General features: G+C 62.2%; 17 protein-coding genes. All 17 read right to left on the reverse strand.

Going from position 1 to position 15,731, the window contains the following annotated elements; translation table 11 throughout:
• On the reverse strand, positions 1-744 hold the full coding sequence (gene fliP, locus IH404_RS20050) for a flagellar type III secretion system pore protein FliP (RefSeq protein ID WP_005790064.1): 744 nt from the start codon (positions 742-744) through the stop codon (positions 1-3).
• Positions 744-1,178 (reverse strand): flagellar biosynthetic protein FliO, encoded by a 435-nt coding sequence (gene fliO, locus IH404_RS20055; RefSeq protein WP_194438862.1) that lies wholly within the window; start codon positions 1,176-1,178, stop codon positions 744-746. Before fliO ends, fliP begins: the two co-directional genes overlap by 1 nt.
• Before the next feature lies 1 nt (position 1,179).
• Complete coding sequence (gene fliN, locus IH404_RS20060) at positions 1,180-1,647, reverse strand: flagellar motor switch protein FliN (protein WP_005790067.1); 468 nt, start codon at positions 1,645-1,647, stop codon at positions 1,180-1,182.
• 43 nt (positions 1,648-1,690) lie between these two features.
• Entirely contained in the window at positions 1,691-2,659 is a 969-nt protein-coding gene (gene fliM, locus IH404_RS20065; RefSeq protein ID WP_005790068.1) for a flagellar motor switch protein FliM, read from the reverse strand.
• Positions 2,660-2,668: 9 nt separating this feature from the next.
• Entirely contained in the window at positions 2,669-3,172 is a 504-nt protein-coding gene (fliL, locus tag IH404_RS20070) for a flagellar basal body-associated protein FliL (protein ID WP_005790069.1), read from the reverse strand.
• Positions 3,173-3,382: 210 nt separating this feature from the next.
• Positions 3,383-4,693, reverse strand: coding sequence for a flagellar hook-length control protein FliK (locus IH404_RS20075; protein ID WP_194438864.1), 1,311 nt, complete (start codon positions 4,691-4,693; stop codon positions 3,383-3,385).
• A gap of 69 nt (positions 4,694-4,762) precedes the next feature.
• The gene (locus IH404_RS20080) at positions 4,763-5,119 is read right to left on the reverse strand and encodes an Hpt domain-containing protein (RefSeq protein ID WP_005790072.1); all 357 of its coding nucleotides are present in this window, start codon (positions 5,117-5,119) and stop codon (positions 4,763-4,765) included.
• Positions 5,120-5,149: 30 nt separating this feature from the next.
• On the reverse strand, positions 5,150-6,868 hold the full coding sequence (locus IH404_RS20085; RefSeq protein ID WP_032803658.1) for a fused response regulator/phosphatase: 1,719 nt from the start codon (positions 6,866-6,868) through the stop codon (positions 5,150-5,152).
• Positions 6,865-7,170 carry an STAS domain-containing protein gene (locus tag IH404_RS20090; RefSeq protein ID WP_005790075.1) on the reverse strand — a complete coding sequence of 102 codons (306 nt, stop codon included), beginning with the start codon at positions 7,168-7,170 and terminating at the stop codon, positions 6,865-6,867. Before IH404_RS20090 ends, IH404_RS20085 begins: the two co-directional genes overlap by 4 nt.
• 86 nt (positions 7,171-7,256) lie before the next feature.
• Complete coding sequence (fliJ, locus tag IH404_RS20095) at positions 7,257-7,706, reverse strand: flagellar export protein FliJ (RefSeq protein ID WP_005790077.1); 450 nt, start codon at positions 7,704-7,706, stop codon at positions 7,257-7,259.
• Positions 7,707-7,709: 3 nt separating this feature from the next.
• Positions 7,710-9,068 carry a flagellar protein export ATPase FliI gene (fliI, locus tag IH404_RS20100; protein WP_194438866.1) on the reverse strand — a complete coding sequence of 453 codons (1,359 nt, stop codon included), beginning with the start codon at positions 9,066-9,068 and terminating at the stop codon, positions 7,710-7,712.
• A complete protein-coding gene (gene fliH, locus IH404_RS20105; protein ID WP_194438868.1) occupies positions 9,058-9,822 on the reverse strand; it encodes a flagellar assembly protein FliH in 765 nt (254 codons plus the stop codon). The genes fliI and fliH overlap by 11 nt, the downstream gene beginning before the upstream one ends.
• 10 nt (positions 9,823-9,832) lie before the next feature.
• Positions 9,833-10,849 carry a flagellar motor switch protein FliG gene (gene fliG, locus IH404_RS20110; protein ID WP_003192957.1) on the reverse strand — a complete coding sequence of 339 codons (1,017 nt, stop codon included), beginning with the start codon at positions 10,847-10,849 and terminating at the stop codon, positions 9,833-9,835.
• Positions 10,842-12,617: a flagellar basal-body MS-ring/collar protein FliF gene (fliF, locus tag IH404_RS20115; RefSeq protein ID WP_005790081.1), complete on the reverse strand. Its 1,776-nt coding sequence runs from the start codon at positions 12,615-12,617 to the stop codon at positions 10,842-10,844. The genes fliG and fliF overlap by 8 nt, the downstream gene beginning before the upstream one ends.
• A 16-nt stretch (positions 12,618-12,633) precedes the next feature.
• Complete coding sequence (fliE, locus tag IH404_RS20120; RefSeq protein WP_005790083.1) at positions 12,634-12,963, reverse strand: flagellar hook-basal body complex protein FliE; 330 nt, start codon at positions 12,961-12,963, stop codon at positions 12,634-12,636.
• Positions 12,964-13,094: 131 nt separating this feature from the next.
• Positions 13,095-14,471 (reverse strand): sigma-54 dependent transcriptional regulator, encoded by a 1,377-nt coding sequence (locus tag IH404_RS20125; RefSeq protein ID WP_005790084.1) that lies wholly within the window; start codon positions 14,469-14,471, stop codon positions 13,095-13,097.
• A gap of 7 nt (positions 14,472-14,478) precedes the next feature.
• The gene (locus IH404_RS20130) at positions 14,479-15,690 is read right to left on the reverse strand and encodes an ATP-binding protein (protein ID WP_005790086.1); all 1,212 of its coding nucleotides are present in this window, start codon (positions 15,688-15,690) and stop codon (positions 14,479-14,481) included.
• Positions 15,691-15,731 lie beyond the last annotated feature (41 nt).

Below are 15,731 nucleotides of genomic sequence, written 5' to 3' on the forward strand. Positions count from 1 at the left end.
CTATACCCCTCCGAAACTGCCGGCCAGGGTGCCAATAATCAGCGCCCAGCCGTCCACCAGCACAAACAGCATGATCTTGAACGGCAACGAGATGATCAACGGCGACAGCATCATCATACCCATGGCCATCAGCACGCTCGCCACCACCAGGTCGATGATCAAAAACGGGATAAAGATCATGAAGCCGATCTGGAACGCGGTCTTCAATTCGGAGGTGACGAACGCCGGCACCAGAATGGTCAAGGGTGCTTGGTCCGGGGTGGCGATGTCGGTACGCTTGGACAGGCGCATGAACAGCTCAAGGTCGCTGGAGCGGGTTTGCGACAACATGAAGTCCTTGATCGGGCCCTGGGCTTTGTCGATGGCGTCCTGGGCGTTGAGTTTTTCCGCGAGGTAGGGTTGCAGGGCTTGCTGGTTCACCTTGTCGAACACCGGCGCCATGATGAACAGCGTCAGGAACAAGGCCATGCCGGTGAGGATCTGGTTCGACGGCGTCTGTTGCAGGCCCAGGGCCTGGCGCAGGATCGAGAACACGATGATGATCCGCGTAAAGCTGGTCATCAACATCACGAACGCCGGGATAAAACTCAGCGCGGTCATGATCAGCAGGATCTGCAAACTGACCGAATATTCCTGCGCGCCGGCCGCGTTGGTGCCCAGGGTGATCGCCGGGATCGACAACGGGTCGGCGCCCAGGGCCAGCGGCGCGGCCAGCAACAGCATGAGCGTCAGCAAAACGCGCATTACTTCTTATCCTTCTGATCCTTGCCCAGCAACTCCATCAGGCGCTGGGCGAATTCTGGCGTGGCGGTCTCGGTCTTGGCCGCGTCCACCGGGGTCTTGAGTACATGCAGCGGGGTGATGCGCCCGGGCGTGATGCCAAGCAGGATCTGCTCCTCGCCGACTTGCACCAGCACCAGCCGATCACGCGGGCCGAGGGCGCGCGAACCGACCAGTTCGATCACCTGGCCATTGCCCGGGCCGATGTGCTGTACGCGGCGCATCAGCCAGGCCAGCACAAAGATCAAGCCGATCACCAGCAACAGGCCCAGCACCAGCTGCGTCAATTGCCCGCCGACGCTGCCGACCACCGGTGCCGCAGCCGCTTGCGCGACCGGTTCCACCGCCCAGGCGCTCAATGGCAGCGCCAGCAACAGTCCCGCCATCGAGTACTTCATCTCAGCGCAACTTCTTGATGCGTTCGCTCGGGCTGATCACGTCCGTCAGGCGGATGCCGAACTTCTCATTGACCACCACCACTTCGCCGTGGGCGATCAGCGTGCCGTTGACCAGCACGTCCAGTGGCTCACCGGCCAGGCGGTCCAACTCGATCACCGAGCCCTGGTTGAGTTGCAGCAAGTTGCGAATATTGATTTCGGTGCTGCCCACTTCCATGGAAATCGACACGGGGATGTCAAGAATCACATCCAGGTTCGGACCGTCGAGGGTCACCGGCTCGTTGTTCTTCGGCACGCTGCCAAATTCTTCCATCGGCAGGCGCTTGCCGGCAGGCGCAGTGGCGGCGTCGGCGGCCAGCAGTGCGTCGATGTCGTCCTGGCCGACATCGCCGGTTTCTTCCAGGGCCGCGGCCCACTCGTCAGCCAGGGCCTGGTCTTCGGCGGAAGTGTTTTCGTGTTCGGTAGCCATTACATGTCCTCGGCGCAGCAAACAATCATGAATTAGGGTTGAATCAGCGTCGGTTGATCGGCTCAACCACTTGCAACGCCAGGTTGCCTTTGTGGGAACCGAGCTTGACCTTGAACGACGGCACGCCATTGGCGCGCATGATCAGTTCTTCCGGCAGGTCGACAGGGATCACATCCCCGGGCTGCATGTGCAAAATGTCGCGCAGGCGCAACTGCCGACGGGCGACGGTGGCGCTCAGGGGCACGTCGACGTCCAGCAGGTCTTCACGCAGGGCCTTGACCCAGCGCTCGTCCTGATCGTCGAGGTCGGACTGGAAACCGGCGTCGAGCATTTCGCGCACCGGCTCGATCATCGAGTACGGCATAGTCACGTGCAGGTCACCGCCACCGCCATCGAGCTCGATGTGGAAAGTCGACACCACAATCGCCTCGCTGGGGCCGACGATGTTGGCCATGGCCGGGTTCACTTCCGAATTGATGTACTCGAAATTGACTTCCATGATCGCCTGCCAGGCTTCCTTCAAGTCGATGAAGGCTTGCTCCAGCACCATGCGCACGACACGCAGTTCGGTGGGGGTGAATTCACGCCCTTCGATCTTGGCGTGACGGCCGTCGCCGCCGAAGAAGTTGTCCACTAGCTTGAACACCAGTTTGGCGTCGAGGATGAACAGCGCAGTGCCGCGCAGCGGCTTGATCTTGACCAGGTTGAGGCTGGTGGGCACGTACAGCGAGTGCACGTATTCACCGAACTTCATCACCTGCACGCCGCCCACCGCCACGTCCGCCGAGCGGCGCAGCATGTTGAACATGCTGATACGGGTGTAGCGGGCGAAACGTTCGTTGATCATTTCCAGGGTCGGCATGCGTCCACGGACGATGCGATCCTGGCTGGTCAGGTCATAACTTTTGACGCTGCCGGGTTCGGCAGCCATTTCGGTCTGTACCAGACCATCGTCCACGCCGTGCAACAGCGCGTCGATTTCATCCTGGGACAGCAGGTCTTGCACGGCCATGTCGTGATCCTACTGCAATACGAAGTTAGTGAAGAGCGCCTGCTCGACCACGACTTTGCCGAGTTCTTTCTGGGCCACTTCCTGCACGCTGGCAGTGACCTTCTGGCGTAGCATTTCCTGGCCGACCGGGGTGGCCAGGCTGTCGAAGGCCTGCCCGGAAAACAGCATCACCAGGTTGTTGCGGATCACCGGCATATGCACCTTGAGGGCATCCAGATCCGCCTGGTTGCGCGCCAGCAGGGTAATGCTCACTTGCAGGTAGCGCTGACGACCGTTGACGTTGTAATTGGCAACAAACGCCGGAAGCATCTGTTCGAAGATTGCCGGTTGCTTGACGTTGGTGGCGGCGTCGGCGGCGGGTGCCGGCTTGCTTGCACTGCTGTGCATGATGTACCAGGTGCCGCCAATCGAGGCACCGATAGCCAAAAGCAGGCCCAGCACAATCAACAGGATCAGCTTGAGCTTGCCTTTGCCTGCTGCGGGGGGAGTTGCTGCGTCGTCGCTCTTCGCCATGCCAATAATCCGTCACTATTCGGGGATTCATAGATCTACGGGAAGGCAAGAGCAAGTGTTATGCCAGAGTTGTCTGGCGCGAAGGCAACCCAAATCAAATGTGGGAGCTGGCTTGCCTGCGATGGCGGTGGGTCAGTTCACATATATGTCACTGATACACCGCCATCGCAGGCAAGCCAGCTCCCACACTGACCGGGTTTGGACAGGAAGTCAGGCGTAGTAGTCGACCGCGCTGGAGCCGATCACGCTCTGGCTCACGCGCCCCGCCACTTCGGCCACGTCCACAGGGCCACCAGCGTCGCCGCTGTCAGCACGCCTGCCGCTGCCGCTGACGCCCCGCGCCTGGCCCTGCTGTTGCTGCTGCTCCTGGCCACGGGACTGGTCGGACACATTCACATCCACCTGCCCCATCCCCTGCTGGGCAAACATCTCACGCAAGCGGCCAGACTGGCTTTCCAGCGCTTCACGCACCACGGCATGGCCGCTCATGAAATTGACCTGGGCCTGCTGGTCCGCCGTCATGTTGACCTTGATATCCAGACGCCCAAGCTCGGCCGGCTGCAACTGGATCTCGGCCGACTTGAGGTTGGCGCTGGAGAGGTACATCACGCGGTTGACGACCTCTTCGGTCCAGCCGCTCTGGTGCATGGCCAGCGGTGCATTGGCAACCGGCGGCAAGGCGTTGGCGGTTTTGGGCGTGGCGGCCTGGGTCAGCGCGGCGAGGCGGTTGGCGAAATCGTCCACGCGGGTGTCGCTGCTGGCGTTCTTGAGGTCCTTGAGGCCGTCATCGATCAACGCGCCAAACGCCTTGTCGCCACCCTGGTCGGTGCTGTCCTTGGTGGTTTGCTGGTCGACCATCGTGGCCAGGCCAGCGGCAAAGCTTTGCGCAGCGGTCGGTTGATCCGTAGGGGCGGCTGCGCTTTTCTGCGGCGTCTGGCTGCTGGCCGACACGTGCCCACCCTGCTCCATCGCCAGGCGTACAGCCGGCATCGCATCCAGGGGATCAGCCTGCGGGTCGAAAGCCGGCTGCTGGGCCTCATCGACCACGGCGACCACCGGTTGGGCCTTGGCGTCCTCGTCAACCGCCGACACTTGTACGGGCACCGCCACCGGCATCGCGGTGGCGATTACCGCGGGGTCGACAACAGGGTCTACCGCAGGTGGTTGCGCCAGGGCTGAATCGCTGGGTTTATCGCCCTCGGCGCCAGTGCTGTCATCGGCCTTGGCCGACGGCTTGGCAGGCAAGGGATTGCCGCTATCGGCAACCGCCGGCTTGCTGGCGGCAGGCTTGTCGCTGCCGGCAACCGGTTTGGCGCCGGTATCGGAAGGCTTGTCACGCGTGACTTTACTGGCGGTGTCGTCGCCCTTCAGCGTCGGCTTGGAGCCCTGCTTGGCAAACACTTGAGCAAAGCCTGCGCCCTTGTCTCGCGGGGCCGCAACCACTACCGGCGGGTTAGCGGCAGGCGCTGACGGCTTGGCCGCAGGGGCAGCCTGAAGGAGCGAATTGGGGGCGACTGGCATGGGTAAGGTTCTCCACTGCATGGGGTCGGGGATGCAGTCTGTGGAGATAGAGCAAGAGTCGGGCCAGGTTTAGCGCGATGATTCAGAAACTGAACGTTGGCGCTCCGACTCATACAGCGGCCGGACCAACGCGAACTCATGATCGATCTGGTCAACCAATTCGCCCAGATCCGATGATGGCTTGACGGACTCAGCCTCCAGGCGCTGACACAGCTGCGCCAGCCGCACCGCCCCAAGGTTGCCACTGCTGCCTTTGAAACTGTGCGCAATCTGTCCCAATGCCTTGGCATCGTCGCGCGCGTCGCGCAGCGCTTTGATGCGCTTTTGCGAGTCATCGAGGAAGGTGTCGAGCAGTTTGGGATACTCACCCTCCATGACGTCCTGCAAACCCGACAACACGTCGGGGTCCAGATGAATCTCAGCCACTTGCTCGCTCCTTGATCAAGAATCAGCGGATTATGCCAGAGCTTCCCAGCAAAACTCCACGCAGACACGGCGCCCGCCCTCGGACCAGCGTACAGCGCTGCTCAGTTGACGCACCAGGTTCAGCCCTCGGCCAGACAGACGGTCAACTTCCAGGGGCCGCGCCAGCTCCTGTTCGACATCAAAACCCGGCCCGCTGTCTTCAATGCACAGGGTCATCTTGCCGCCCTTGTCGGTCGGTACCACCTGCACATGCACGCGCACGTAGCCACTGCTCAGCTGCGCCAGACGCTCATTGCGCTGATGATAATACTGCGCAAACCCTTGCGCATCGCGCTTGAGCCGTGAGTCCAGGCCCAGCACACCATGTTCCAGGGCATTGGAATACAACTCCGCCATCACGCTGTAGAGCGCGCCGCTCTGCTCGCGCAACCCATGGATCTCCAGCAGCAGTTGCAGCAGGTACGGCAGCGGGTTGTAGCGCTGCAGCGTCTGGGCGCGAAACTCGAAACCCACCGACCAATCCAGCGGGCACGACTGGCCGCTGTCGGCATACATCGGCTCGGCCACTCGCAGCGCCTGGCCGGACAGCAGGGTGATCTCGACCATGCTGACGTCATCGCGCGCCAGCCCCCGAAATGCAGCCAGGGCGTGCTCGATATCCTCAAACAGGCGGTCAGGCTCGCGGTTGGCAGCGAACACCTGTTGCAACCGCTCGGCGCCGAACAGTTGATCATTGGCGTCAGCCGTATCCAGCACGCCATCGGAGAGCAGGAACACCCGATCGCCCAAGGCCATGGGCCAGACCTCGGTGCTGTCATCGAAGCTTTCCGCCGATAGCACGCCCAGGGGCAGATGCCGCGACATCAGCGGCGTGCGCTTGCCAGTGGCGACTTCATGCACATAGCCTTCGGGCATACCGCCGTTCCACACCTCAACCGCACGCCGCTGGGCGCTCAGGCACAACAAGGTGGCGCAACAGAACATGTCCACCGGCAGGATGCGCTTGAGCTTGGCGTTCATCTCCCGCAAGGTCTGCGTAAGGCCGTAGCCCTTGGCGGTCATGCCGTAGAACACTTCGGCCAACGGCATGGCGCCAATGGCGGCCGGCAAGCCATGGCCGGTGAAATCGCCGAGCAGCACGTGCATGTCACCGGACGGCGTGTAGGCCGCCAGCAGCAAATCACCGTTGAACAAGGCATAGGGCGATTGCAGGTAGCGGATATTGGGTGCGGCATTGATACAGCCGGAGTGGGCAACCTTGTCGAACACCGCCTTGGCTGCCCGCTGCTCATGCATCAGGTGCTCGTGGTGCCTGGCGATCAGGTCGCGTTGTTGCAAGACCGTGGCCTGCAGGCGGCGCAGGCGATCCATGGCGTTGATCTTCGCTGCCAATATCAGGGGGTTGTAAGGTTTGGGCAAGAAGTCGTCGCCGCCGGCATCCAGGCATTGGGCCAGCGCTTCGCTTTCGCGCAGGGAGGTGAGGAAGATGATCGGCACCAGCGCCTCCCCCGCCAACTGCTTGATCTGCCGGGCGGCTTCAAAGCCGTCCATCACCGGCATCAGCGCATCCATCAGCACCAGTTGCGGGCGCTCATGACGGAAGATCTCCACCGCCTCGGCACCGTTGCTGGCAGTCAGCACCTGATGACCCTGGCGACGGATGATGGTCGACAGCAACAGCCGATCGGCGGCGCTGTCTTCGGCGATCAGGATAGTCAGCGCCTCAAGGACCGGGGCCAAGGCGCTCAACTGATATCGAACAGTTTGTCGAAGTTGGAAATGGCGAGGATCTTGCGCACGTCGGGGTTGCTGTTCGTCACACGGACCTCGGCGTCATCACCGCCAGCATGATCACGTAGCAACAGGAGCATACCCAGGGCTGAACTGTCCATGTAGGTGGCCTCCTTGAGATCGACAATATAGGTCTCGGGCACCTTGTAGAAACGCTCATAGGCGTCCCGAAACGCCTGGTGGCTGCCGAAATCGAACCGGCCCTTGATTGCGATCGTCAACTTCTTCCCATCCAGGGATACATCGGACTCGATTGACATGTGACTGCTTCCTTGTCATTGGCACTGTGCAACAAGGTTTAGCAGGCGAACCGGATCTGAGCAACACATCTATCCTGCGTCGTTAGTTAGAATTGTTCCTGGCGGGGCAGGCGTTGGGACAATTCATCAAGCAGCTTTTGCTCGCGCTTATCTTCAATCGCCCGCGCTTCGTCGATATAGCGCTGCACCAGCTTGCGCAAACCTTCCACGCGGGCAAACGCCTGCTGCCAGCTTTCCCGGGCTTTATCGAGGTTGTTCTGGTGCCAGGCCAGGCTCTGGCGCTGTTGGCCGACGGCTGTTTCAAGCTGATTGAGAAAGCCCTGATACCCCATCAACCACTGGCCCGACACGCCCTTGCTGCCGCGCTCGATCCACTGTTGTTGGTACTCCAGGCGAAAGCGCTCCAGGTCGCCCAGCTTGCTCTCTGCCAGGCGCACCTGGCCTTGAAAGTAACCCAGGCGTTGCACGGCGGTTTTCTCGGCCTTTTCGGCCATTTCCACCACCGGGGCCAGGCGCGCGGCGCGGCTGTTGGCCATGGCTTAACCGCCTGGCGCGGGGGCGAAGATGGACTGCAGATGCGCTTCGCTTTCGCCCATGCTGATCTTGTCGTTGAGGCCCTGGCGCAGGTAGTTCACCAGCTGTGGTTGCAAGGCAATGGCCAGGTCGGTGTCGCGATCGCCGCCGGCCACATAGGCGCCGACGCTGATCAGGTCGCGGCTCTGCTGGTAACGCGACCACAGTTGCTTGAACTGCTGCGCACGGGCCATATGCTCAGGGGTGACCACCGCCGGCATCACCCGGCTGATGGACGCTTCGATGTCGATGGCCGGGTAGTGCCCTTCTTCTGCCAGGCGTCGCGACAGCACAATGTGGCCGTCGAGCACGCCCCGCGCCGAGTCGGCAATCGGATCTTGCTGGTCGTCGCCTTCGGACAACACGGTATAAAACGCAGTGATCGAGCCACCGCCGGCCTCGGCATTACCGGCGCGCTCCACCAGCTTGGGCAGTTTGGCGAAGACCGACGGCGGATAGCCTTTGGTGGCCGGCGGCTCACCAATGGCCAAGGCGATTTCCCGCTGGGCCTGGGCGAAACGCGTGAGCGAATCCATCAGCAGCAGCACATTCTTGCCCTTGTCTCGGAAATACTCGGCGATGCGTGTGCAGTACATGGCTGCGCGCAGGCGCATCAGTGGCGCATCATCCGCAGGCGAGGCCACCACCACCGAGCGCTTGAGCCCTTCTTCACCGAGGCTGTGCTCGATGAATTCCTTGACCTCACGGCCCCGCTCACCGATCAGCCCGACCACGATGATGTCGGCCTCGGTAAAGCGCGTCATCATGCCCAGCAACACCGACTTACCCACGCCGGTACCGGCGAACAGGCCCAGGCGCTGGCCGCGTCCGACTGTCAATAAACCGTTGATGCTGCGAATGCCCACGTCCAGCGGCACGCTGATGGGGTTGCGGTTGAGCGGGTTGATGGTGGGGCCGTCCATCGGCACCCAGTCTTCGGCCTTCATGCCGCCCTTGCCATCCAGCGCACGCCCGGCGCCGTCGAGTACGCGGCCGAGCATACTCATGCCCATGGGCAGGCGGCCAGTGTCGGCCAGCGGTACCACGCGAGCACCCGGGGCGATACCGGCCAGGCTGCCCACCGGCATCAGGAAAATCTTGCTGCCGGAAAAACCCATCACTTCGGCTTCGACCTGCACCGGGTGGTAGCTGTCGTCATTGATCACCAGGCAGCGGCTGCCCATGGCAGCGCGCAAGCCCTCGGCTTCAAGGGTCAGGCCGACCATGCGCAACAAGCGCCCTTCAAGGATCGGCTGGCCGGGCAATTCGGTTGCCTCGGCGTAGCTGCTCAGGCGCTTGGCAAAGCTGGTGCGATCAAGGCGCATCGGGAGCGTCCAGGTCAACGCTCACGTCAGGCGCTGCCGGATGCAGAGCTTGCTCATGCAGTTGATCCAACAATTTGGCCATGATCTGGCTGATGCGGGTTTCCACCGTGGCATCGATGCGGCTGTGTTCGGTTTCGACACGGCAACCACCGGGCAACAACGCCGCATCCTCGACGATGCGCCAGGTTTCTTCATGGCGCTCGCGCAGGGCTTTGACCTGCTCGAAATCCTGCGGGTTGATGTACAACCGCACATTGCCGACACCCAGGGGCAGCAGCTTGAGGGCTTCGCGCATCACGCTTTCGATCTGGCTGGAGTCCAGCACCAGCTCACGTTGGATCACCTGGCGGGCAATGTGCTGCACCAGGCCGACCATGGATTTTTCCAGTTGGGTGTCCTGCTCGGCAATCGGGTCGAACAGGTTGCCCATCAGGCGTTCCAGGCTGGCCAGCTGGGTGCCCAGCGCTGCCTCGGCTTCCTGGCGGACCTTGAGGGTGGTGCTGCGAAAACCGTCTTTCTCGCCCGCCGCAAAGCCTTCGTTGTAGGCTTCCTGGCGGATGGCTTCAAGTTCTTCGAGGGTCAGTGGCTGGACTTCATCCAGCGGCACTTCTTCCATTTCCACCGGAAGCTCTTCGACCGGCTCAGGCTCGGGCTCCGGCACATGGGGGTCGAAGCTGGGCAACGACCAGATATCGAACCCGCCGACATCCCGCGCGCGAATCAGATCGCTGGGCGTCTCATCTTTGTTCGACATGCAAGGCGCCTTAGATCATTTCTTCGCCGCCCTTCCCGCCGAGAACGATTTCTCCGGCTTCGGCCATACGGCGGGCAATGGTGAGGATTTCCTTCTGCGCGGTTTCTACATCGCTGACGCGCACCGGGCCCTTGGCTTCCAGGTCGTCGCGCAACAGTTCGGACGCACGCTTGGACATGTTCTTGAAGATTTTCTCTTTGACGTTTTCGTCCGAGCCCTTGAGGGCCAGCACCAACACGTCGGAGGAGACTTCGCGCAACAGCGCCTGGATGCCACGGTCGTCGACATCGGCAAGGTTGTTGAAGACGAACATCAGGTCTTCGATCTGGCCGGACAGGGTGTCGTCGATCTCGCGGATCGAGTCCATCAGTTGGCCTTCGACCGAGCTGTCGAGGAAGTTCATGATGTCGGCCGCGCGCTTGATGCCACCCAGGGTGGTGCGCGAGGCATTCGAGTTGCCGGAGAACTGCTTCTCCAGAATCGTGTTGAGTTCCTTGAGGGCCGCCGGTTGTACGGTGTTGAGCGACGACACGCGCAGGATGATGTCCAGGCGCACTTTGTGGTCGAAGTGGCCGAGCACTTCACCGGCCTGGTCCGGGTCCAGGTAGGCCACCACGATCGCCTGGATCTGCGGGTGCTCGTAGCGGATCACGTCGGCGACCGCACGAGGTTCCATCCACTTGAGGCTGTCCAGGCCACTGGTGTTGCCGCCCAGCAGGATGCGGTCGATCAGGCCGTTGGCCTTGTCTTCGCCCAGCGCCGAGGTGAGCATCTTGCGAATGTAGCTGTCGGAACCGACGCCCAGGCTGGTCTGGTCGCCGACGATCTCGACGAACTCGCTCATCACCTGCTCGACTTGCTCGCGGTGCACATTGCGCATCTGCGCCATCGCCACGCCGACACGCTGGACCTCTTTGGGCCCCATGTGGCGCAGCACTTGGGCAGCGTCGGTTTCACCCAGGGACAGCAGCAACACGGCGGCTTTGTCGACCCGGGAGAGCTTGGCCACAGCGGCTCGATCATTCATCAGCGTTAATCCACTCTTTCACGACCTGGGCCACACGGCCCGGGTCTTCTGCCACCAGACTCTTGATTGCGTTCAACTGAGCGTCATAGCCTTCGCTCGGGCTTGGCAACAGGATGCTTTGCGGGCCGCCAAGGCTGACGCGGTCGTTGGCCAGTTCGCCATCCAGGCCGCCCATGCCACCCAACTCGACGTCGCCACCGGCCAGCGCCAGTTGCTTCTTGCCGCCACCGGTAATGTTGTTGAGCACCGGGCGCAGTACACCAAACACCAGCACCAGGATGAACAACACACCCAGCACTTGCTTGACGATGTCCCAGAACCACGGCTGGGTGTAGAACGCAGGGTCGCTGATCACTTCAGCGCGCTCGGCGGAGAACGGCATGTTGATCACACTGACGCTGTCGCCACGGCTGGCATCGAAGCCGACAGCGTCCTGTACCAGGCGGGTGAAGCGCGCCAATTCGTCGGCGGTCCAGGGCGCGCGGGTCACGGCGCCATCGGCTGGGTTGACCTTGACCTGGTCATCGACCACCACCGACACCGACAGGCGATTGATCTTGCCCTGTTGCTGTTTGGTGTGGCTGATAGAGCGATCGAGTTCGAAGTTCTTGGTGGACTGGTTACGCTTGTCCGCAGGATACGGCGCAAGCATCGGCTGGCCGGTGGCCGGGTCCATGATCTGCTGGCCGTTGGCATCCAGCAGCGGCTGGCCAGGCTGGATCGCGCCAGCAGTGGCAGCGGCGCCGCCAGTGGTCTGCGGTGCCGAGGCGGCCGACGGTGGTTGGTTGCTCAAGGCCCCCGGCACACCTTGCGGGCCATTGGCAGCGGTGCGCTGCTCGCTGGTGGACTGCTCGCTGCGCAGCGCCGGCTGGTCAGGGTTGAACTGCTCCGAGGTCGATTCGACAGCGCTGAAGTCCACGTCGGCGGACACTTCAGCCTTGTAGCGGTCGTTACCCAGCACCGGTTGCAGAATGTTGTGCACGCGCTGAGTGAGCATGCTTTCCATGCGGCGGCTGTAGTCAAATTGCTTGCCGGCCTGGGTCAGCGCGGAGTTTTCGGCCATGTCGGAGAGCAGGTTGCCCTTCTGGTCAACCACCGTGATTTGCGACTTGCTCAATTCGGGAACGCTGGTGGCCACCAGGTTGACGATCGCCAGCACCTGGCCAGGCTCCAGGGAGCGGCCGGCAAACAGTTCGACCAGTACCGAAGCGCTGGGCTTGCGTTCGTCACGCACGAACACCGAGCTTTTCGGAATCGCCAGGTGCACACGGGCAGCCTTGACGTTATTCAGGCTGGAGATGGTGCGCGCCAGTTCGCCTTCCAGGCCACGGCGATAACGGGTGGCTTCCATGAACTGGCTGGTGCCCAGGCCCTGGTCCTTGTCGAGAATCTCGAAACCGATATTGCTGTCGGACGGCGCCACGCCAGCGGCGGCCAGTTTCATCCGTGCGCGGGCCACGTCATCAGACTTGACCAGCAAGGCGCCGGAGTTGGGTTCCACGGTGTAAGCGATGTCGGCAGCGGCGAGGGTTTCCATGATCTGCTTGGAATCCATGCCCGACAGGCTGCCGTACAGTGGGCGGTAATCGGGTTGTTGCGACCACAACACCACGGCAAAACCAATCGCCACGCTGGCCGCCAGGCCAACCATCAGGCCCACCTGACGCAGCATGGTCATTTGCGAGAGGTTTTCCAGGAACGACAGGCCAAACAACGGCGGCTTGCCGTCTGCCTTGGCGGGGAGGTTGTCGGAGAGTGCTTCTGCCATGACTTAAATCTCGTCCTTAAACCGGCATCTGCATGATGTCTTGATAAGCCTGAACCAGCTTGTTACGCACTTGAGTCAAGGCCTGGAAAGACACACTGGCCTTTTGCGAGGCGACCATCACATCGGTGAGGTCCACGCCGCTTTTACCGATCTCGAACGCAGTGGCCAACTGGCTGGACGCCTGCTGGGTATCACTGACTTTATTGATTGCCTGACCGAGCATGTCGGCAAAACTGCTTTGGCCCAATTCCGGCGCTGGCGCGACGGATTTCGGTTGAGCCATGGCATCCATTTGCATGGCGCGCATATCCAACATCAACCGATTGAACTCAATACCCTGGCTCATGACCTTCTCTCTCCGACGACCCGCAATTTTTTGACACTACGCAGCGGTTACTAGGGGTGGTAGCAACAAGGGTGCCAGCTCTGGAGCAACTCGTAAGAAAAGGCGACAAAGCTTGTAGAACTTGTTACCGGTCATGTGGCGAAAAGATAAGCTTCCACATCCATACCAGCATCGCGCATCTGCGCCAGCTTGTAGCGCAAGGTGCGCGGGCTGATGCCCAGGCGCTCGGCCGCTTCTTTGCGGCGGCCACGCTCAGCGCGCAGGGTGTCGATGATCATCTGGAATTCGCGACGACGCAGGTCATCACCCAGGGCGCCAGCTGATTCAACCTCGGCGACCACTGGAGCCGGGGCCAGGCTCGGCAACGGCGCAGCACCATTGCCCATGGCCAGGCAGAAATCCTGCGGCTGGATCAACCCGCCCTGCTGCAAAATCAGCGCACGCTGGATGGCATTGTCCAGCTCGCGCACGTTGCCCGGCCACGGATAGCTGACCAGGCACGCCTGAGCCTGCGGCGATAACCGCGCCTGGGCATGCTTCATTTTTTTGACGTGGTTGTTCAGCAGGCGCTCGGCCAACGGAATGATATCCGCCGGGCGCTCGCGCAACGGGCGCCAGGCCAGGGGGAACACCGAGAGCCGGTAGAACAGGTCCTCCCGGAAGCGCCCCGCCGCCACTTCGCCGGCCAGGTCGCGGTTGGTGGTGGCAACCACGCGGATATCCAGCTGGATCGGCTTGCGTGCCCCCACGCGCTCCACTTCACGCTCCTGCAACACACGCAGCAACTTGGCTTGCAGGCCCAGGGGCATTTCCGAGATTTCGTCGAGCAGGATGGTACCGCCGTCGGCCTGTTCGAACTTGCCGGCCTGGGCCGCGATGGCGCCGGTGAACGAGCCCTTTTCATGGCCGAACAACGTGGCTTCGAGCATGTTGTCGGGGATCGCCGCACAGTTGATCGCAATGAACGGTTGCTGGGCACGGCTGGACTGCTGGTGGATGTAGCGTGCCAACACTTCTTTACCGGTGCCGGATTCGCCGGAAATCAGCACAGTGGAATCACTGCGCGCCACCCGCGCTGCCAGTTCCAGCAATTGCGCGCTGGCCGGTTCAAAGGCTATCGGGCCGTCGCCCTCGCCCGCCGACATCACGCCAAGGGCATGTCGGGCGACCAGCTCGATCAGCGCCTTGGGCTCGAACGGTTTGACCAGGTAATCCGCCGCGCCCTGGCGCATGGCGTCCACCGCCCGCTCCACGGCGCCATGGGCAGTCATCAGCAGCACCGGCAGCTGCGGCTGGCGCGCACGCAGCAGGCCGAGCAACTGGTGGCCGTCCATGCCGGGCATGTTCACATCGCTGACCACCAAGCTGAAGGCTTCCTGCTCGACCGCCGCCAAGGCCTCCTCGGCAGAGCCGACCGCACGGTAGTCATGGCCCGCCAACAGCAGCGTGTCAGCCAATGCTTCACGCAGGGCGCGATCGTCTTCCACCAATAAAACCTTGATAGCCATAATCCTTTTACTCCGCGCTCGCCGCGCTGGAAAACAGCGGCAAGGTCATCAATGCACAGGTGCCGCGCCCCAAGCGGGAGCGCAACTGCAATTCTCCCTGATGGGCGCGTGCCACTGCCTTGACCACGGTCAGGCCCAGGCCAGTGCCGTTGGTCTTGGTGGTAAAAAACGGCTCGCCCAGGCGTTGCAGCACCTGGGGGTCGATGCCGCTGCCGCTGTCGCTGATACACAGGCGCAGGGTTTGTTCGCGGGCGTAGAGGTGCACTTTGAGGCGTGCATCCGGGCCGCTGGCCTGGGTGGCGTTTTCGATCAGGTTGAGCAAGGCGCCGACCAGGGTGTCGCGGTTGCACAGCAATTCGCCCTGGTGGCTGTCACATTGCCAACGCAGGTTGGCGCCCTGTACATGGGTCGCCGCCGCTGCTTGCAAGGCCTGCATCAACCCGGCAGGCGTGACGCGGTCGGTCAGCGGCAATTCGCCGCGGGCAAACACCAGCATGTCGCGCACCTGGTGCTCCAATTCATGCAAGCGCTCCTTGAGGCGCCCGGCAAATCGTTGCTGAGTGGCCACAGGCAATTGCTCATCAGTCAAATGACTGGCGTAGATCAACGCCGCCGACAAGGGGGTGCGGATCTGATGCGCCAACGAGGCGACCATCCTGCCCAACGACGACAGCCGCTCATGACGGGCCAACTGGTCTTGCAGGTGACGGGTTTGCGTCAGGTCATTGAGCAGCACCAATTGGCCCGGCTCGGCGTCCAGGGAGCGAGTGGCGATAGACAGGCGACGCCCGTCCTTGAGGGAGACTTCGTGGCCGTCGTCTTCTCGCGGCGCAAAGCAGCGGGTGATGACATGGCGCCACAGCTCGCCTTCCAGCGGCAGGCCCAGCAGGTCGCAGGCCGCCGGGTTGGCTTCGCGCACACGGCCCTGGTCGTCGATGACGATCACGCCACCGGGCAACAGGTCCAGAAGATTTTGCAGACGGTTGGCCAGGCGTTCTTTTTCCGCCAGCTCCTGCATGCGCTGGGCACTGACCACCGCCAGCTCGCCTTTAAGCTCGGACACCCGCGCCTCAAGCAGACTGTAGGAGTCAGTCAGTTGGCTCGACATCTGGTTGAACTGCGAGAACGCTTGTTCCAGGCCCTGGCGGGTCGGCGGTTCTACAGGCGAAACCAGCCCCTGGATGGCAGGGGCCGAAGATAGTTGGGCGGCGTGGGGCATGATGCTCTCTCGCTTGGCTGACCGTCAGTTAAACGGAACGT

The organism is Pseudomonas sp. OST1909, from assembly GCF_015277575.1.
GTDB lineage: Bacteria > Pseudomonadota > Gammaproteobacteria > Pseudomonadales > Pseudomonadaceae > Aquipseudomonas > Aquipseudomonas synxantha_A.